Below are 21,601 nucleotides of genomic sequence, written 5' to 3' on the forward strand. Positions count from 1 at the left end.
CCATCCGGTCACTCAGCCGCATGCAGCGCCCGCAACAGGGCCGCATGCCGCTCCTCTTCCGGATCCAGAAGCTGCTTTTGCACATCGTTCAGCAGCCCCTGGCGCTGAGCGCCTGTTTCATGGGAAAGCACGGTGATGGTGCCGTCGCTGACGTTGACGCGCACAATCCAGCTTTCCATCACCACCTCACCCTGCATCCGCTCGATACGCAGGACCACCGCGCTCTGCCCGGCCGGCACGTCCACGAGGATCGTGCGCATATCAGCCCGGTTCATCTGCCAGGGCAGCGCCCGCCCTGCCGCATCGCGCACGCGCAAGGAGTCATGGGCGGGAAGCTCGATCGCCAGCAGGCCATCGCGCGTCACCAGCGTGCGCACCTGCATGGCCGTGCCATCCGCAGCCGCCTGCAGCAGATGATCCGAACCGCGGTAGGGCGGCGTGAAGAGATCATCGGCCGCCGGCGTGCTGTGCGCGGCATCAAGGCCCCTGTCTTTCGCGCCCAGATCGCGCGCCCAGGCCACCACGCGGGTGATGCTCCGGTCATTGCTCAACGCGGAAGCGGCGCCATCAAGCCCGCCCATGGCGTTGACCACGCCGCCAATGGCATTGTCACGGCCAAGAGCGCTGCCGCCGAGCGGATCGATGGCATCCACCACCGCGCCAATGAGGCCGCTGGAGCCACTGCCGTCGCCATCGCCACCGGGGCCGAAGCTGCCGGGATCGCCCGCGCCGGAACCATCACCGTCGCCTTCGCCCAGGCCGGTGCCGAAACCGGAAGCGCCACCATCACCGGATCCCCCTTCGCGGCCGTTGCCTGCGCCGGCACCGCCGCTCTCCTCGCCGCCATGACGGCCGCGTCCGCCGCCGCCATCGGGCGTGATGCGGTTGGGCGCCTTGGCGCCGAGGATGAAGGTGGTGCTGGCGGTGCCGCCCTGTCCGTCATCCGCCGTCACCGTGATCACGAAGGGCCCGCGCACGGAGGCATCCGCCGGCAGAACGCCGCTGATGACGCCGGTGTCCGGATCAATGGAGAGCCCTTCCGGCAGACCGCTGGCGCTGTAGGTGAGCCTGTCGCCATCGGCATCGACAAAGGCCTGCGCCGTTTCAATGCGCACCGGCTCGGCATTGTTGCCCTCCACATCCGCAAGCGGCGTCACCACCTGCGGCGGCACATTGCGCGCCTCATACGTGAACCGCAGCACCACAGCATGGCCGCCTTCATCCGTAATTGTCACCGCCACCGGATAGCGGCCATCACCATTCGGCCCGCCGGTGGAGGCATCCGGCGCCACCGTGCCGGAGATCACACCGGTGGCGGGATCGATGCTCAGGCCTTCAGGCAGGCCCGTGGCGGAGAAAGTGAGCGTCCCGCCTTCCGGATCCGTCACATAGGCGGACAGATCAAGCCGCACCTCTTGCGCATCCGAAACCGTCTGTGTGGGCACGACGGTATCGGGATCCACCTGCGGCTGCGGATCGCCGGGATCCACCGGACGCTGCGGATCCACCACCCGCGGCCCGTCATCACTACCATGCAGGGTGATGGACAGCGTCGCCGTATCCATGCCGCCTTGACCGTCGGCAACGGTGTAGGTGACGGTATCGGTGGCCGTCTCACCCGCCTTCAACGCCTCGCCAAGGGCATTGGGCACAAAGCGCCAGCGCCCGTCAGCCTCAAGAACGAGATCGCCATGGGCGAGATCGATCACCTGCCCCACATTCGCCGCCTCGCCATTGACGGCCGTCACCGTCAGGGCATCGCGATCCGCGCCGCCGTCATGGTCATTGACCAGGACGGAGCCCGCCTGCTCGGCGCTGTCATCGCTAAAGGCAACATCATCCTCCGCCACCGGCGGCACATTGTGCACGGCATATTCGAAGGTGAAGGTCACCTGTTCGCCGTTCTCATCGGTCACCGTCACCGTGACCGGATAGCGGCCATCGCCGTTCGGTCCGCCGACGGAGGCATCCGGCGTAACCGTGCCGGAGATCACGCCGGTGGCCGGGTCGATGGTCAGGCCCGCCGGCAGGCCGGTGGCGGCAAAGGTCAGCGCCCCGCCCTCCGGATCGGCCACATACTGGCTCACATCAAGCGGCGTGATGGCCTCGCCATCGTTCACCGTCTGCACCGGCATGATGCTGTCCGGATCCGCCGGCTTCGGATCGCCCGGTTCGCCCGGATCGGTCGGGTCGATCACCACCGGCCCGTCGTTGGAGCCGGTCAGCGTGATCGACAGCGTGGCGGTGTCCGTGCCGCCCTGACCGTCGGAAACCTGATAGGTCACCGTATCCGTGACCGTTTCGCCTTCGCCCAGGGCGTTGGCCGCCGCATTCGGCGTGAACGTCCACGAGCCGTAAGCATTGATCACCACCGTGCCATGATCCAGCTGCACCGGCTGGCCTACGTTGGCTGCATCACCGGCCACCGTCGAGACCGTCAGCACATCGGCATCCGGCGCACCATCCGCATCGCCCGTCGCGACATCGGTGATGACATTGCCCGACAGCACGGCATCCTCACCACCCGCCGCCGCATCATCCTGCGCCACAGGCGGGATGTTGCGCACCTGTAAGGATACGGTGAACTGCACGTTCGCGCCGGAGGGATCGGTCACCGTCACCGTGACCGGATAGCGGCCATCGCCGTTCGGTCCGCCAACGGAGGCATCCGACGTAACCGTGCCGGAGATCACACCGGTGGCCGGATCGATGGTCAGACCCGCCGGCAGGCCGGTGGCGGAGAAGGTCAGCGCCCCGCCCTCCGGATCGGCCACGTATTGCGAGACATCAAGCGGCGTGATGGTCTCGCCATCGTTCACCGTCTGCACCGGCACGATGGTGTCCGGATCTGCCGGCTTCGGATCGCCCGGCTCGCCCGGATCGGTCGGGTCGATGACCACCGGGCCGTCGTTGGAGCCGGTCAGCGTGATCGACAGCATGGCGGTGTCCGTCCCGCCCTGGCCATCGGAAACCTGATAGGTCACCGTATCCGTGACTGTTTCGCCTTCGCCCAGGGCGTTGGCCGCCGCGTTCGGCGTGAACGTCCACGAGCCGTCGGCGTTGATCACCACCGTGCCATGATCCAGCTGCACCGGCTGGCCGACGTTGGCCGCATCGCCGTCCACCGCCGAGACCGTCAGCACATCGCCATCCGGCGCGCCATCCGCATCGCCCGTGGCGGCATCGGTGATGACATTGCCCGACAGCACATCATCCTCACCACCCGCCGCCGCATCGTCATTGGCCACCGGCGCAACGTTCGACACGGCGATGGTGAACTGCTGCGTCACCTGCGCGCCGCTGGCATCGGTGGCCGTCACCGTCACGGTGTAGAGGCCATCGCCGTTCGGCCCGCCCTGGCTGGCGGAATGGTCGATGGTGCCACTGATCGTGCGCGTGGCCGGATCAAACGCCAGCCCCTGCGGCAGGCCGCTCACGGTGTAGGTGACCGGATCGCCGTCCGGGTCGATGATCAGGTCGTCCAGCACGATCGGATCGATGGTCTCGCCGTCCGTGGCCGTGCGGTTGGTCAGCCCCACATTCGGCCCCAGGTGACCGCCATTGCCGCCACCATTGCCGCCACCGGTGCCACCGCCGGAACCACCGTTGCCGCCATTACCACCGGAGCCGCCATTGCCGGCACCGTCATCGCCCACGTGCACCGTCACCGTAGCGGTATCGGAAGCGCCCTGCGCGTCCGTCACCGTGTAGGTGAAGGTATCCGTGCCCTCAAAGCCCGCCTCCGGCGTGTAGGTAATGGAGCCATCGGCGTTCACCACCACCGTGCCGCGCTGCGGCTGATCAGCGATGGACGCTGTGAGCGCATCACCGTCCGCATCCAGGTCATTGGCCAGCACGCCCAGCTGCAGCGGCGTGTTCGGGTTCGTCCAGCCCGTATCATCCGCCGCCTCGGGCGCCGGGTTGGCAACGTTCAGCGTAAGCACGCCCGTCACCTGCTTGCCATCCGGATCGGTGGCCGTGATCAGCACATCATACGGCCCTTCCGCCGAGGCATCGTTCGGCAATGTGCCGGTGATGACACCCGTGGCCGGATCGATGGAGAGCCCTTCCGGCAGGCCGAGGCCTGAGAACGTCAGCGGCTGCCCGTCCGGATCGGTAAAGGCCGAACCCGCATCGATCGGCGTGATCGTCTCGCCATCCGTCACCTCCACCGGATCCATGATCACCGGCAGGCCGGAGCCGCCCGTGCCTCCACCGCCACCGGAGCCACCGGAGCCGCCGCCGGGGCCGACGATCTCCGGCACGCCGCCATCGTCATTGCCCACGTTCACCGTGACCGTCGCCTCGTCACGCCCGCCGTTGGCGTCTTCCAGCACGTAGGTGAAGGTATCCGTGCCGGTGAAGCCCGCCTCCGGCGTATAGGTCAGCGTGCCGTCCGGGTTCCGCGTCACCGTGCCGTGCTGCGGCTGATCGCTGATCAGCGCGATGTGCAGCGGATCGCCGTCCGGATCGCTGTCGTTGGCCATGGCGTTGATCACCACCGGCGTGTCGGCAGCGGTGTTCACCACGTCATCCACCGCATCCGGGCCGGGGTTGGAGACGTGGAAGGTGAACGTCTCCGTCACGTGATTGCCATCCGGGTCGATGGCCGTCACGTGCACCTCATATGGCCCGTGCTTCGAGGCGTTCGGATCGATGGTGCCGGAGATCACGCCCGTGGCCGGATCGATGGTCAGGCCCGCCGGCAGGCCCGTGGCCGTATAGGTCAGGTCTTGCCCGTCCGGATCGGTGAAGTGGCCGGAGACATCGATCGGCGTGATGGTCTCGCCATCATTGCCGGACTGATCGGAAAGTCTAGTGCCTTCCGGCACGCCCGGCAGCTGCGGCTTCGCCGGACCAGCGCCCACTTCCACCGTCACCTGCGCCGTCACCGTGCCGCCCTGGCCGTCCGTGACCGAGTAGTCGAAGGTATCGGTGCCGACAAAGCCCGTGTTCGGCGTGTAGGTGACGGTGCCATCGGCATTGATGCTCACCGAACCATGCGCCGGCGCCGTGGTGCCGGAGATGGCAAGCGCATCGCCGTCCGGCGCGCCGTCCGCGTCGTTCGCCAGCACGTTCACCACCACGGACGTGCCCTGCGTGGTCGCCGCCGCGTCGTCCTGCGCCTGCGGATCCACGTTCTCCACGGTGAACAGCACCGTCACCGAGGTCATCTCGCCACCGGGCCCATAGGCCGTCACCAGCGCGTGATACGGCCCGGAGACGGAAGCGTCATCGGCAATGGTGCCGCTAATCACGCCCGTGGCCAGATCGATGGAGAGCCCCTCGGGCAGGCCCGTCGCCACATACGTGAGCGGCAGGTTCTGCGGGTTGCTGATGGCCTGCGAGACATCAATCGGCGTGATCGTCTCACCATCGGTCACCGTGCGCTGCACCGCCGGCGGCGCGATGATCAGGCCGTCGTTGGAGCCGGTCACCGTCACCGTCAGCGTGGCGGTGTCAAAGCCACCCTGCCCGTCCGAAACCTCATAGGTGATGGACGTCGTGCGGCTCTCGCCTTCCGCCAGGGCATCGAAGTCCATGCCCGGCTCGAACGTCCACGAACCGTCCGCTTCAATCACGAACGTGCCGCCGCCGGAGCCGGCCACCGGCTCGCCCACATGGGCCGGCGAGCCCGCCACCTCGGACACCATCAGCGCATCCGCATCCGGTGCACCGTCGGTGTCGTTGGTCAGCACATTGCCTGTTACGGCCGCGTTCTCATCCGTGCTGGCCGCATCGTCCGCCGCCACAGGTGCCTGGTTCGACACCGCAAGCCGCACGGTCAGCTCCACGCTCTCGCCGTTGCCGTCGGTGGCTGTCACCACCGCCTCATACACGCCCGGCGCGTTCACCGGATCGGTGCCGCCCTGCGAGGCGGACGGATCAACAGTGCCGGAGATCACGCCGGTGGCCGGGTCGATGGAAAGGCCCGCCGGCAGGCCGGTGGCGGAGAAGGTCAGCGCCCCGCTCTCCGGATCGGCCACATATGGCGAGATGTTGAGCTGCGTGATGGCCTCGCCATCGTTCACCGTCTGCACCGGCACGATGGTGTCCGGATCCGCCGGCTTCGGATCGCCCGGCTCGCCCGGATCGGTCGGGTCGATCACCACCGGGCCGTCGTTGGAGCCGGTCAGCGTGATGGACAGCGTGGCGGTGTCCGTGCCGCCCTCGCCGTCGGTGATCGTGTAGCTCACCGTGTCCGTCACCGTCTCGCCTTCGGCCAGCGCGTTGGCCGCCGCATTCGGCGTGAACCTCCACGAGCCGTCGGCGTTGATGGTCACCGTGCCATGATCCAGCTGCACCGGCTGGCCGACGTTGGCGGCATCGCCATTCACCGCCGAGACCGTCAGCACATCGGCATCCGGCGCGCCATCGGCATCGCCCGTCGTGGCATCGGTGATGACGTTGCCGGAGAGCACATCATCCTCGCCGCCCGCCGCCGCATCATCCTGCGCCACCGGCGGGATATTGCGCACCGTGAAGGTGATGGTGGTGCGGGCTTCCGCACCCTCCGGGTCGGTGGCGGTAACGGTCACCTCATACACACCATCGCCGTTCGGCCCGCCCTGCGAGGCGGATGGGTCTATGGTGCCGGAAATGACACCGGTGGCCGGATCGATGGAGAGACCTTCGGGCAGACCGCTGGCGCTGAAGGTGAGCGCCGCACCTTCCGGATCGGCGAACACCGCCGCCGCGTTAATAGGCGCAATCGCCTCGCCGTCTGTCGCCGTCACGTCGGCCAGCACGTTGTCCGCATCCGGCGCCGGTTTCGGATCGCCCGGCTCGCCCGGATCGGTCGGGTCGATCACCACCGGCCCGTCGTTGGAGCCGGTCAGCGTGATCGACAGCGAGGCGGTGTCCGTGCCGCCCTCGCCGTCGGAAACCTGATAGGTCACCGTATCGGTCACCGTCTCGCCCGCGCCCAGCGCGTTGGCCGCCGCATTCGGCGTAAATGTCCACGAGCCATCGGTGTTGATCACCACCTCACCGTGCGGCAACTGCACCGGCTGGCCGATGTTGGCCGCATCGCCAGCTACCGCCGCAACCGTCACCGGGTCGGCATCCGGCGCGCCATCGGCATCGCCCGTCACCGCGTCCGTCAGCACGTTGCCGCTCACGGCCGCATCCTCGCCGGTGCTCGCCGCATCATCCACCGCCACCGGCGGCACGTTGTTCACCTTGATGGGCACGGTGAACTGCGTGCTTTCGCCCGAGGGATCGGTGGCCGTCACCGTGACGGTATAGCCGCCATCGCCGTTCGGCCCGCCCTGCGAGGCGGAGCGGTCGATGGTGCCGGAGATTACGCCGGTAATGGGATCGATGGACAGCCCCGCCGGCAGGCCGGTGGCGGCGTAGGTAAGCGCCTCGCCCTCCGGATCGGCCACGTATTGCGCCGCATCGAAGGTGACCGCCTCACCGTCCGTCAACGCCTGCTGCGGCACCACGGTGTTCGGATCGGCCGGCTTCGGCTCGCCCGGCTCGCCCGGATCGGTCGGATCAATCACCACCGGCCCGTCATTCAGGCCGATGACCGTGATGGTCAGCGTCGCCTGCGCCTCGCCGCCCTGACCATCAGAGACGCGGTAGATCACGGTCTGAATGGCCGTCTCGCCGCTCTTCAGCGCGTTGGCCGCCGCGTTCGGCGTGAACGTCCAGCTGCCATCCGCGTTCAGCACGATGGAACCGTGCGACAGCAGCAGCGGCTGGCCCACCTGCCCGCCGACGACGGCGCTCACCGTCAGCGCATCCGAGTCCGGCGCGCCATCGGCGTCGTTGGCCAGCACGTTGCCGCTCTGCGTGGCATCCTCCGTATCCAGGCTGGTGTCCGCCTGCGCCACCGGCGCCACGTTGGCCACCATCCAGGTGAAGGACATGCTGGCCGTGCCGCCGTTGCCGTCATCCACCGTCACCGTGACGGGATAGACGCCATCGCCGTTCGGCCCGCCCTGCGAGGCAGACGGATCAATGGTGCCGGAAATCCGCCCCGTGGCCGGATCGATGGACAGCCCCGCCGGCAGGCCAGACGCGTTGTAGGTCAGCCTATCGCCGTCCGGATCATTGAAGAAGGCGGAGACGTCCAGCACCGCCGGCTGCTCGCCGTCGTCACTGGTCATGTCCGCCGGCGCTGCGGCAGGATCCGGCTGACCGGTGGCCGGGTCGATCACCTGCGGCGCGTCGTTCACGCCGGTGATGGTGATGGCAAGCTGCGCCATGGCCGTGCCGCCCTGTCCGTCGGAGATGGTGTAGGTCACGGTGTCGGTCACCGTCTCGCCCACGGCCAGCGCATTGGCCGCATCATTGGGCGTGAATGTCCAGCTGCCGTCCGCAGTGATCACCAGCGCGCCATGCGGCAATTGCACGGGCTGGCCGACATTCACCGCATCGCCGTTCACCGCGGCCACACTCAGGGTATCCCCGTCCGGCGCCCCATCCGCATCATTGGCCAGCACGTTGCCGTCGGTGGACGTATCCTCATCCGTGGCCCCGGTATCGTCCGCCGCCAAGGGCGCAACATTGGTCACCGCCAGGGTGACGTTCACCGTCGCCTGCGCACCATCCGGATCGGTGGCAGTGATGGTGAACGGATAGACACCATCGCCATTGGGCCCGCCCTGCGAGGCATCCGCCGGCGCCGTGCCGCTCACCACGCCCGTGGCCGGGTCGATGGAGAGCCAAGAAGGCAGGCCGCTGGCGGAGAACGTCAGCGCATCGCCGTCCACGTCGCGGAACATGGCCGCGCCGTCGATGGAGATGGTATCACCGTCCGCGTTGGCCGCCGAGCCGGCGTAATCCGGATCGGGCTGGCCGGTGGCCGGATCAATGACCTCCGGCGCATCGTTCACGCGCACCACATCGATGTATGCCGTGCGCGGCACGGAATCGGCCTCGCCGTCGTTCATCACTACGGTGAATACCCGCTGCGTGGTATCCGGGTTCTCGGAACTGCTGCGGAAGCTCACCGCCTGAAGCGCGGCCACATAATCCGCCTTGCTGGCCGTGCCGGAGAAGGTGATCACAAGCGCACCGTTGGCGCCAGTAGAGACGGCATAGGAGATGCCGTTCACCGTGCCGGTATCACCGGCCTGCACCGCCGTGCCGTTCACCTCCAGCACGTCATCGGCCTGCGGATTGGTGAAGGTGACGGTGGTCGATTCCATCTCCGCATCATCCGGATCGATGAGCACGATGCCGGAAGAGATGGGCATGGCCGAATCGTTTTCCGTATAGGTGCCGGCGTAGTCACCGCCGCCCAGACCGCCGGAGTCGTCATCGTCCAGATCCAGCCCCGGCGCATCGTTCACCGCCACCACATTGATCGTGGACTGCACGACATTCGAGACAGCCCCGGCCGCATCCGTCACCTGGAAGGTGAAAGTGCGCGGCGTCGTGTCCGGGTCATTCGGACTGGTGGTGCTGGGCAGCAGGGTGAGCGACTGCAGCAGGTCGTTCCACTGCGCCATGGTCGTGCCCTGCCCGGCGGTGAAGGTGAGGGTCATCTGACCATCGCTGGCAAGCGTCTGACCCGGCACGGCCATGGCCGAAATGCCGCTGCCGGCCGGAATGACGTATTGCACGAGATCCCCGGCCTTGCCGTTTGTCAGCACCACCTCCAGCACCTGCACGTTGCCTTCGGGGTCGATGATCGCCGCATCCGTATCGACAATGGCAATGGCCGGATCGTTCTCCGTGTAGGTGGTCAGAAAATCATCCGCGTTGGCCGCGCCGGAGGAGCCATCCGCATCCGCCGTGATGGTGGGCGGCGTGTTCGGCTCGCGGTAGGCCACCTCGCCATCGCCCGGGGTAAGGTCTGCAAGATCCCTGGCCGGATCATTCACATCACCGTCCGGGTCGGCATAGGAGGCATTTACCGCATCATCGATGCCGTCCCGGTTCACATCCTGCCCGGAAAGCGTCAGGCCGGACTCCTCCGAATCTGTGAAGGAATCGTCATCGGCATTGGTGTCGAGATAATCCGGCGTGCCGTCCATGTCGGTATCCACCGGCATAACCAGCGTGGATCCGTCCGGCGCGGTGTATCCGGCCGTCGGCTGAGCCTCCACCGCATCGGGGATGCCGTCATTATCGGAATCCAGGTCGAGCTGGTCCGGCAGGCTGTCGCCGTCCGTATCCACCGGCGCGACACCGCTGCCGCCATTGGCCGCCAGCGCCACGCCGTCGTCGTTCACCGGGCCGTCCACGATGCCATCGTTGTTGGCATCCACGGTCGCGGCGTCCTGACCGCTCTCGATGAGATCGGAAATGCCGTCGTTATCCGAATCCACATCGAGGTAATCGGGCGTGCCATCGCCGTCGGTATCCTTCTCCTCTAGCAGCACGGGCGGGCTCACCCAGGCCGTATCGCCCTGATAGATGGTGCACGGCCTGATCGAGAGCGCATGCAGCCGCGTGCCCGTATCCTCGTAGCTCAGGCGATAGCGGATGACATTCGTATCCACATAAACGGCGGAGGCCTGAAACTGCGGATCGGTGCCAATGCCACCCAGATTGGTGCCATCGCCGATGAAGCCCATCCAGCCCGCACCAAAGCCGCCATAGGCCTCCTCGTGCGTGGGATCATCGGTAAACGCGCGCGTGGCCGTTGCGGCATCAAAGGCCACGATCTCGCGCCCGTCATTGTCAATCGCCGTCACGAAGAAGGTCTGCGGGTCAATGGGATCCGTCGTGCCGCTTTTGACGAACTGAATGGCGATCTGCACATGACCACCGGCCTGGTGAGTGATCATGGGCTGGAAGAAGACATCCTGACCATAATCGGCCGTATCCAGCTCCTCGATGGTGGTGCCGCCCGCCATCTCCTCGATGGTGACGATGGCATCCACCCCCTCATAGACGTTGTGGTAACGGAACTGATCGCCTTCCTGCGGATTGTACGGATCGGCGCCATTGATGCCCGTTACATTCTGCGCCGTGCTGAAATCGGGGCTGGGCAGCTCGTTGCAATTGACGGCCTCGTCGGCATTGAGGATGCCATCCCCGTCCGCATCCAGATCCCGCGTGTCAGGCACGCCATCGCCATCGGCATCGGCAAACTCGCGCCAGGCCGCTTCGTCATTGCCGGCAATCTCATCGGCCAGATCCGTGGCCGGATTGTCCACCACACCATCCGGATCGGCATAGGAAGCATAAACGCCGTCATCGATGCCGTCGCGGTTTGTATCCACGCCCACCAGCGTGGCAATGCCGGCCTCCACGGCATCAGGGCGCGTGTCATTATCGGAATCCGTATCGCGGAAATCCGGCGTGCCGTCATCATCGGTATCGATGGGCTGCTGCAGCCCGTCATCGTTCACGCCGTCATTGCTGGCGTTATTGGCGTGTGTCGGCGTCGCATACCCCGCGCTTGGCCGTGCCTCAACGGCATCCGGAATGGCATCACCATCCGAATCCAGATCGATGCGATCGGCCACGCCATCGGCGTCCGTATCCACCGGGGTCACGCCGCCATTGGCCGCAACCGGCACGCCATCGGCATCCACCGCACCATCCACGCGCCCGTCGCCATTCACGTCCACGGCCGCGTTCTGGCCGCTTTCGATGACATCGGAGATGCCATCGTTGTCGGAATCCAGGTCCAGATAATCGGCGATGCCGTCTCCGTCGGTATCCGTGGCCAGCGAGTAGCCCTCATAATGGATCAGGCGCACGCGCTGATCGTTCTTGGCTCCGCCCGTGCTGGCGCTGAAACCGAAGTAGGCCCTGGAATCGCCGCCCAGATATTTGTTGAAGAAATCAGGATCGGAGAGCTCCGTCACCTTCTGCCCGTTGAACCAGACAGCAAGGGTCTTGCTCTCGGCATCCCAGCGCACGGAAACATCGTGCCACTGGCCATCCTCGATATTGCCGAGATCGGTCACCGGGGTCAGCAGTCCGGCGACACCACTGACATCCGTATCGCGAATGGCGGCGTGATCATTGGGAATGTCGCCGAGATCGTCACCGGGCTTGTTGTTGTCCCATGTATCAAATTCGACAAAGATACCATCCTTGATGCCTACCGCGCCCAGACCACCGCCATAATTGCCCAGCGCGTTCGAGCCACGCGGATCGTTGTGCAGGGTGAAGGCGATGCCATCCGCCCCTGCCGCATCCGCCGTGCCGAGATAGACCTGGAAGTCGAAGACAAAGTCCTTCGACAGATCCAGCGCGTTGCGCGACATGGCCGTGCCGGCCTTTGAATAGTCATCCGGCGTCAGCTGCACCTCATCGGGCGCAATCTTCACCGCATCGCCATTCAGCACGAACAGGTTCTCGATATCCGTGAAATCGGCAAACGCGCCTTCATCCACGTTGAGGATGCCGTCATTGTCCGCATCAAGATCAAAGGCATCCGGCACCCCATCACCATCCGCATCAGGCAGCGGCTCGCGATAGGCCACTTCTGGCGAGGCCGGCTGATCATCGCGCAGATCGGCAGCCGGATCGTTCACATCACCGTCCGGATCGGCATAGGACGCATGCACGCCATCATCGATGCCGTCCCTGTTGGCATCCGCCCCAAGAAGCGTCAGCCCCGTCTCATCGGCATCCGGCGACATGTCATTGTCGGAATCGGTGTCCAGATAGTCCGGCGTGCCATCGGCATCGGTATCCACCGGCAGCCGCAGGCTCGTGCCGTCCGGCGCGACATAGCCCGTTGTGGTCTGCGCCTCCACCGCGTCAGGAATGCCGTCGGCATCCGCATCCAGGTCCTGCGTATTGGGCAGGCCATCGCCGTCGGCATCCACCGGCCTCACACCGCCATTGGCATCCACCGGCACGCCATTGGCATCCTGGGCACCGTCATGCACGCCGTCATCGTCGGCATCAAAAGCGGCCTGCTGCTGCCCGCTCTCGATCAGATCAGAGATGCCGTCATTATCGGAATCCACATCGGCATAATCGGGAATGCCGTCGGAATCCGTATCCCCCAGTGCCGTGAAGGTCATGGAGGGGAACATCAACGAATAGGCACCATTAGAGCGGTTATAATCGAAGGTGATGACACTCACGCCATCCGTTCCCAGCACGGCGGGAGAGAAACGAATGGTGCCGCGGTTCTCCGTGGTGCCGCTGCCATCACCGCGCACGATGTCATCACCATTCCAGGTGCTGGGTTCGACCTGACCCGAAACCTCATCCGGGAAGATGTTGAAATTGCCGAGATATTCCTGCTCGTTGCCGCTGGGAGACTGCAGCCCGTACAGCTCCAGGGTCAGGTCGCGCAGCGGCACGCTGGAGGTGATGGTGACCGGCACCGTGGTGGGGCCGTTGTTGGGAATGGCCGCCTTGCCGCCAATCTGCTCCCAGGTTTCGCCGTTGCCCAGGGTGAGGCTGAGCGTCACGCCCTTGATGGTGCCGGTGATGGTATCCGTCCCCCAACCGGTAAAGCCGGCGAGCGTATCAGTGACGGTGACGGTTTCATCCGCATTGAGAATGCCATCGTTGTCCACATCCAGATCATCCGGATCCGGCGTGCCGTCACCATCGGTATCCGCCGCCGCCACCGGCCCCAGGCTGAGGATGGCGCTGTCAGAGCCGCCGCGCCCGTCCTCCACCGTGTATGTGACGGGGGCCACATCCCCCACATAGCCGAACGCCGGCGTGAAGGTGTAGCTACCATCGGCATCAAGCTCCAGCGTGCCGGCCACCTTGCCCGGATCGGAAGCGCTGGGGATCAGAACAGGCTTCCCCACGGGCTGCACCGTTGTATCCGCCCCGATGGTAAAGCCGGTTACGCTCAAGTCATCGCCGGCATCGGGATCGGTATCGTTGGCCAGCACATTGCCCCTCACCGCCGTGTTGCCGGGCACAGCCTGCGGCCCGTCATCCGCCGCCACCGGCGCATCGTTCACCTCCACCACGTTGATGGACGTCGTGGCCACGTTGGAGTCCTGATAATTGTCATCAGTGACCTTCACCGTGACCTCGCGCACGGTCTCCGTATCCGGATTGTCGGAGGTATTGGCGAAGGCGATGGCGGAAATGGCCTGCTCATAATCCGCCGGAGTAGCAGTGCCGGTGATGGTGACCACCACTTCACCATTAGCGCCGCTCGTTACCGCATAGGTCAGGCCATTGACCGTGCCCGTGTCGCCCGCCTGCACCGCCGTGCCGTTCACAAGCAGCACATCACCGGCCTGCGGGTTGGTCAGCGTGACCTCGGCGCTGGTGAGATTGCGGTCGTCGGTGATCTTGATGTTCGGGCTGGCGATGGATACGGGCGAACCGTCCTCGAAGAAGGTGTTGCCATAGTCCGCGTTGGTATCCGTCACCTGCGGGTTTCGGAAGAACCCGCTGATGTTGCCGTTCATTCCGAAGCCGCCAAAGCCGGTGCGCTTGTAGGTAACGGTAAAGGCACTGGCCTTGGTAAAGTTGAACTGCACCGAATTCTGCGGCGAATTGGTGTTTCGGTCTTCATCAACGGCCTTGAAGCTGAGGATGCCGTTGTTCTCCGTCACCCGGACATCCGTGTTGCCCTCCAGGACATAGCCGTCGATCTCATCCCTGGACACCTGAATGACCTCATAGCGGCCGTTATTGTTGTTATCGAGGTCACTGATGAGCAGGCTGAAGTCGCCCCTGAACGGCGTGCGCGTGCCATGCAGCACCAGCTCGTAGCGCACCACGGATGTCGTGAGCGGCCCGGCGGCATGCTGAATGGAGGTGACAGCCAGCCCATCCCGGGTCTTGAACACGACATCGTCCGCATCATTGGACACCACCGTCGCCACCAGATCCAGCGCCTGGCCGTTCACCGTCGCCACATTGGCCCACACGGCGGTTTCACCATTACCTGCGCCATGAGTGGCCTCCGTCTGCCCCTCGTTGGTCACCACCGGCGGATCGGTGAAGGTCAGCGCCAGCTGCTCGCCTTGTCCCGGTGTGGGCGGTGTATCGACATAATCGAGATCAATGGTGGGCGGTTGGCTGGGCGGCAGCTGAAACTCGCGGAAGCCCACCTCGTCATTGCCGCTTATCTGATCGGCAAGATCGGTGGCCGGATTGTTGATATCGCCATCCGGATCGGCATAGGACGCGTTCACGGCATCATCGATGCCATCGCCATTCGCATCCGCGCCGGAAAGCGTAAGGCCGGATTCATCGGCATCAGGCGTGCTGTCATCATCGGAATCCGTATCCAGGAAGTCCGGCGTGCCGTCCCTGTCAGTATCCACCGGCATAACCAGCGTGGAGCCGTCCGGCGCGGTGTAAGTGCCCGTGGGCTGCGCCTCCACCGCGTCGGGAATGCCGTCGGCATCGGAGTCCAGATCGATGCTGTTGACCACACCATCGCCGTCGGTGTCCGCCTGCGCCTGACCGCCGTTGGCATCCACCGGCACACCATTGGCGTCCACGCCATTGTCATGCACGCCGTCATTGTCACTATCCACGGCCACGGCATCCTGCCCGCTCTCGATGAGATCGGAGATGCCGTCATTGTCCGAATCCACATCGAGGTAATCGGGGGTGCCGTCAGCATCCGTATCACGTGGCACGAAGGTGGCCACCTCGCCCACCAGCTGCGTCGGCCCGGCCACGATCTGGCTGATGGTCACCGCATTGGTGCCGGCGCTGTTCATGCCGATCGTGTTGAAGCTGCCGTTGCGCAGCTCCAAAGCCTCCAGCGGATCATTCAGGCTGCGCCGCCCCAACAATTCCACAGAGCCGTCATTGTGAATGATGACGCGGATGATCGGCGTGTTGCTGCTGCGCCCGTCCAGCGTCCAGATCCACGGGTTGTAGCTGCCGTCCGCGCGCTGCTCGCCATAGGCCGTGCCGTCGGAGGCGAACTGCACCACATTCCCCGGCTGCCCGGGCACGAACTGTAGCTCCTGATCGCCCAGCGCCGTGCCGTTGATGACCATGTTGAAGGAATTGTCGAGGTAGAAAATATCCACCACGGCCGCGCGCCCGGCGGGCAGAGTGAAATCCTGCGCGATGCTGGAGCCTTCAGGCTCGTTCGTTTTCTGCATGCTCAGCGGGGTGATGCCGGAGCGGGTGTTGATGCCCTCGTCGGTGTTCAGGATGCCGTCGTTGTCCGCGTCCAGGTCCTGGATGTCCGGGATGCCGTCGTTGTCCGTATCTACGAGATTGCTGGTGCGGAAGGCAGCGCCGTTGAGATCGGCCGCCGGGTCGTTCACATTGCCGTCCGGGTCGGCATAGGAGGCACCCACGGCATCATCGATGCCATCGCCATCGGCATCGTTGCCGGAAAGCGTCAGGCCGGATTCGGCGGAGTCAGGGCTAAAGTCCCCATCGGAATCCGTGTCCAGGTAGTCTGGCGTACCGTCGTTGTCGGTATCCACCGGCGTGTAGAGCGTGGTGCCGTCCGGCGTGGTGTAGGTGTCGGTGGCCTGCGCTTCCACTGCATCGGGTATGCCGTCGCCGTCAGTATCCAGGTCGCGCACGTCGGCCACGCCATCACCATCGGTATCCGGCAACGTGGCCAGGCCGCCATTGGCCGCCGTCGGCACGCCGTTCGCATCCACGCCGCCATCATGCCGCCCGTCGTTGTCCGCATCCACGGCGGAAGCATCCTGCCCGCTCTCCACCAAGTCGGAGATGCCGTCGTTGTCGGAATCCACGTCCAGACTGTCGGGAATGCCATCGCCATCGGTATCGCGCGGAGGCGATTCGAGGGAATACCGGATATTCTCGACGGCCCAGTCATCGCCCCAGTAGGAGCCGGAAGAGCCGTCATCGGAAATGCGCAGAGTGTAATTCCCGGCGCTCAGGCCCGTGGCCGAAAGCGTTACGGTCTGATCGTTGTCGGAACGGTTGCCCGTGGACGTGCTGTCCTCCCACGTGGTGGAAGCAACCACATTGCCGCTGGCATCGAGAATTTCGAACCTGCCGCGCGTAGTGCCGGGATAGGAGGTCGCGTTCCACTCGCGGCGCACCGTGAGGGAGATTTCCAGCGAGCCGTTGTCGTTGTCCACGCTGAAATGGCCGATTTCCACCACGCCATCGGCGGTGGTGCCGATTGATGCATCCGTGTTGAAGGTGATGCCATTGGGCGTGTAGCTGTTGGAAAGCACCTGCACGTTGCCACTGGACGAGAGCACTTGGTTCTGCAGGTCCACCTGGCCACTCTCGCTGGTGACGCCGCTTTCGGCGGCATCGAGAATGCCATCGTTGTCGTCATCCTCGTCCAGCAGGTCGTTCAGGCCGTCGCCGTCGGTGTCCGGAATCTCACGATATCCCACCTCCGAGGTGTCACCGAACTCGTTGGCCAGGGCGCTCGCCGGATTGTTCACGTCGCCATCCGGGTCGGCGTAGCTGGCATTGATGTTGTCGCCGATGCCGTCACCATCCGCATCCGCTCCCGGATTGAGGCCGGATTCGGCGGAATCGGGCATGCCGTCGCCATCGCTGTCCGTATCCAGGTAGTCCGGCGTCCCATCGCCATCGGTATCCACCGGCTGGTGGAACGTGGAGCCGTCCGGCGCCGTGTATCCCGTGGTCGGCTGCGCCTCCACCGCGTCGGGAATCCCGTCGTTATCGGAGTCGAGATCGTTCATGTCGAGCAGGCCGTCGCCATCCGCATCCTGCGGCATGGCGCGGGCGGGGCCGTCATTCGTGAGAGGCACGCCGGAAACGGGATCCACGTTGCCGTCGTGAACGCCGTCGCCATCGGCATCCACGGCGGAAGCATCCTGCCCGCTCTCCACGAGGTCGGAGATGCCGTCATTGTCCGAGTCGAGATCGCGATGATCGGGAATGCCATCGCCATCGGAATCCCTGCAGGGCTGCGACTGGGTCACCGGCTCGATGCGGATGCCGTCAACGGCCATGTAGGAATAGCTGTTGCCAGTCGTGCCGTGGGCAAAGATGAGCTGCTGGGTGTCGCTGGTGGCGGTGAAGACCAGGCTCACCCTGTGCCAGGTCTGGTTGCCCTGCCCAAGGTAGGGAATGTCGGGGCTGGACAGGGTCTGGTTGCCGAACGTCACATCCCAGTGCGCTTGGTCGCCCACGGGCGTGGCGCCTTCCGTGCCGGCATTGGCCTGGTAGAAGGTCACCCTGTACTGTTCGCCCGGCGTCAGGCCGGTAATCGTCGTACCGAAGCTTTCGGGCCCCCAGCGCCCGGCGGCGGCGAACACGCCACCGTCGGGAGACGGCGGCATGCCGTCGGCAAGGCCACCCCACACGCCACTGCTCGTCGTTGGCGTGGGCGTCACCCACGTGTCGGCGCTTCCTGAGAGGTTGGTCCAGCCGCCGCCCGTCACGTTGCTGTTGTAGGCGTCGGTGCCGGCCACATCGGCCAGGGCCTCGAAGGAACCATCCACGTTCGACGGCAGCAGGTTCGTGTCGCAGCCTTCATCTTCGTCACGGATGCCGTCGTTGTCGTCGTCCAGATCATCGATATCGGGCACGCCGTCGCCATCGGTATCGGCCAGCTGCACCGGGCCGAGCGCAAGGGTGGCGCTGGCGGTGCCGCCGTTGCCGTCGGAAATGTCGTAGTGGATGGGCGCCACGTCCCCGGTGTAGCCGGTCGCCGGCGTGAAGGTGAACGTGCCATCGGCGTTGATCACGATGGTGCCGGCATGCACCGAGGGATCGGAGGCGCTGGGCACGTTGTGCGTCTGCCCCACCGCCAGGGTGGTGGTGGAGGATCCGATGCGCAGCCCGGTGACCGTCAGGGTGTCGCCATCCGCATCGGAATCGTTGGCCAGCACGTTGCCGGTGAGTTGCCCGTTGTAGTCCACCGCGAACGGACCGTCGTCCACCGCCACGGGCGCACTGTTGGACGATCCGCCGCTGCCGGTGCCTCCGCCACTGCTGGCGGAAGTGCGGAAGGCATCGTTGTTCAGCGGCACGCGCACATTGCCGTCCGGGTCGGCGTAGGAGGCACCCACGGCATCGTCGATGCCGTCGCCGTCGGCGTCGTTACCGGAGAGCGCAAGGCCGGATTCGGTGGAGTCCGCCTGCCCGTCGTTGTCGGAATCCGTGTCGAGATAATCCGGCGTGCCATCGGCGTCCGTGTCCACCGGCGTGTAGGTGGCGGAGCCGTCCGGCGTGGTGTAGCCGGCGGTCGCCTGCGCCTCCACCGCGTCGGGAATGCCGTCGCCGTCGGAATCCAGATCCTTGTAATCCGCGACACCGTCGCCGTCGGTGTCCACCGCCGTGGCGCCGGAACCGCGCTCCACCGAGTCGGCGATGCCGTCATTGTCGGAATCGATGTCCACCCGGTCGGGCGTGCCATCGCCATCGGTGTCCACATCCGCCGGCGGGCCATAGGTGTAGCTCATACCGGCAAGGCCCCAGTCATCGCCCCAGGCACTCCAGCCCTGATCCGACTCTTGATCGCGAATGCGGATGAAATAGCTGCCGGCCTCCAGATTGGATGCGGTCAGCGTCACGCTCTCCGCATTGGCGGGGCCCACATTGTCATTGAGCGCCCCCTGCCAGTTCACGGACGCCACAACATTGCCGTCAGAATTAATGAGCTGGAACTGCGCCCGCGGCACGCCGCCATACTGGCTGTATTCCCAGGCGCGGAACGGACGGAACGTGGCGGAAACGCCCTCCCCCTGCTGCACCGTGAAGGGCTGCAGATCCACGTAGGTGGGCGAACTCTGCCCCGGCTCGTTGAACAGCAGCTCGTTGGCATAACTGCCGCTCTGGCCATATTGCCCACTGTTGCCCGGATACTGCACGCTGCCCTGGGCGGAAGCGATGTGGCTGGCCCACTGCCCACTGCCGATACTCACCGTGGTGCCGGTGCCGCCGCTCAGCCCGGCATTTTCATCGGCATCAGAAATGCCGTCGTTGTCATCATCCGGATCATTGGCGTTGGTCAGGCCGTCCCCGTCCGGATCAGCATCCGGAGCGGCTGCTGCGGCATTGCCGCCGGTGGCCCCCTGCCCCGCTTCGCGATAGGCCACCTCATCATTGCCCAGCACCTCATCGTTCAGCCGGGTCAGCGGCGTGGACCCGGTGCTGGGATTCCACATCACGCCGGCAGGGTTGGCATAGCTGGCGCCGTTGCCGTCCTGCACGCCATCCTTGTCGGCATCGCTAAAGTTGGTGCCGTTGATGTAGTCGAAATTCGTTTGCAGGCCGGATTCCTGATAGTCCAGATAGCCGTCGTTATCAGAATCCGCATCCAGATAGTCCGGCGTGTCGTCGTTATCGGTATCCTGCGGCGTGTATAGGGCATTGTTCGCCGGCGGTGTGAAGCTGGCCGTGGGCTGGGCTTCCACCGCATCGGGGATCTGATCCTGATCGCTGTCGAGATCCACATAATCCGGACGCGTGTCAAAATCGGAATTCACCGGCGTCACACCGCCATTGGCCGCCACGGGTACACCATTGGCATCCACCGCGCCGTCAATGCGCCCGTCACCATCAGCATCCAGAGACGGATCCAGCCCCGCCTCGATGAAATCGGCGATGCCATCACCGTCGGAATCCACATCCAGCCGGTTGGGCAGGCCATCGCCGTCCAGATCGTCGGAGCCGGTATCGTAAGTGACCTCGCCATTCTCGACCGTATCGAGAATGCCATCGTTGTCGTCATCCAGATCGGTGACATCATCCACGCCGTCACCGTCCGCATCCGCCAGTACGGCGCGATACCCCGGCGCCGCAACAGCTGCCGTTTCCACCACGCCGACCTGCGCCTCCAGCTCCCAGTCACCACCGAACGCGGCTGCGCCGGTGACATCGGTGGACGCCGCAACATCCACCCCCGTGGCCTCCGCCAGCGCTTCAACCGCCGCGCGCCCGCGCGCCCAGCGGGCGAAATCGCAGCCATAGATGAGAATGTCGGCTTCCTCGCTCAGCGCCCGGGAGATCACCTGCATCTCATCGGCATAGCGCCGGGCCATGGAGGCAGCAGTCAGCTTGGCGGAACCGAGATCGAGCGTACCCGGCCGGCCATGGGAGACGATGTGAATGGCGCGCACATCGTGCCGCTCCGCCAGCGACTCCGCCATGAGGCGCACGCCATCCACCTCCGGATCGATCAGCACAACCTCGGCCCGCTTTGCAAAACGGCTGGCCAGACGCTCCCAGTCCGTCAGCGACGTATCAATGAAGGCGATTTCCCTCTTTCTGGCCGCTGCATTTTCGGTTGCCGAAAGCGCCGCAAACAGCGCATCGGCATCCCCGGCCGCGGCATCGCCCGCCTGTGCATCCCCTTCATGGGCAGATGCATCCGCCGCATGATCCTGAGCGGCATCCTTCGCCGCCTGATGCTCCATATGCTGCATCATCTCGGCGGCCGTGGAGACGGCGGCGCCGTCATAGAGCACCCGCGGCTCCAGCGCCATGCCCTCCGCCAGCAGGCCGCGCCCGGCCATGCCCTCCGTCCCTTGTGTCTTCGCAGGCTCGTTTTCGTGTCCTTTCCCGATGGTCTTCTTCGTCGTCTTCTCGTCCTGGCCGTTCTTGAACAGTCCGCGCTTGCGCATTCCTGATCCCTCCTCGCTCGGCAAAGGCCTTCTCGCCGCTCTCCCCTCCGGCGAGCAGGGCACACCCGCTATAGGCGAATTTCGATTCGGCTAACTACTATTGGGTGTATTCCTTAACTGATTCTTACCATTGCGCGCAAGCGCCTCTTCCCCGGGAAAGGAACAGAGAAGACCCGCCCCGGCAG

At 65.3% G+C, this 21,601-nt stretch carries 1 protein-coding gene; it reads right to left on the reverse strand.

Annotated features, from left to right (window positions below):
- Nucleotides 1-8: 8 nt before the first annotated feature.
- Nucleotides 9-21,416: an Ig-like domain-containing protein gene (locus EK16_RS12075; protein WP_038033329.1), complete on the reverse strand. Its 21,408-nt coding sequence runs from the start codon at nucleotides 21,414-21,416 to the stop codon at nucleotides 9-11.
- Between the last annotated feature and the right edge of the window lie 185 nt (nucleotides 21,417-21,601).

The sequence above is a fragment of the Thermopetrobacter sp. TC1 genome (assembly GCF_000746275.1).
In the GTDB taxonomy this organism is placed as follows: Bacteria; Pseudomonadota; Alphaproteobacteria; order Rhizobiales; family Aestuariivirgaceae; genus Thermopetrobacter.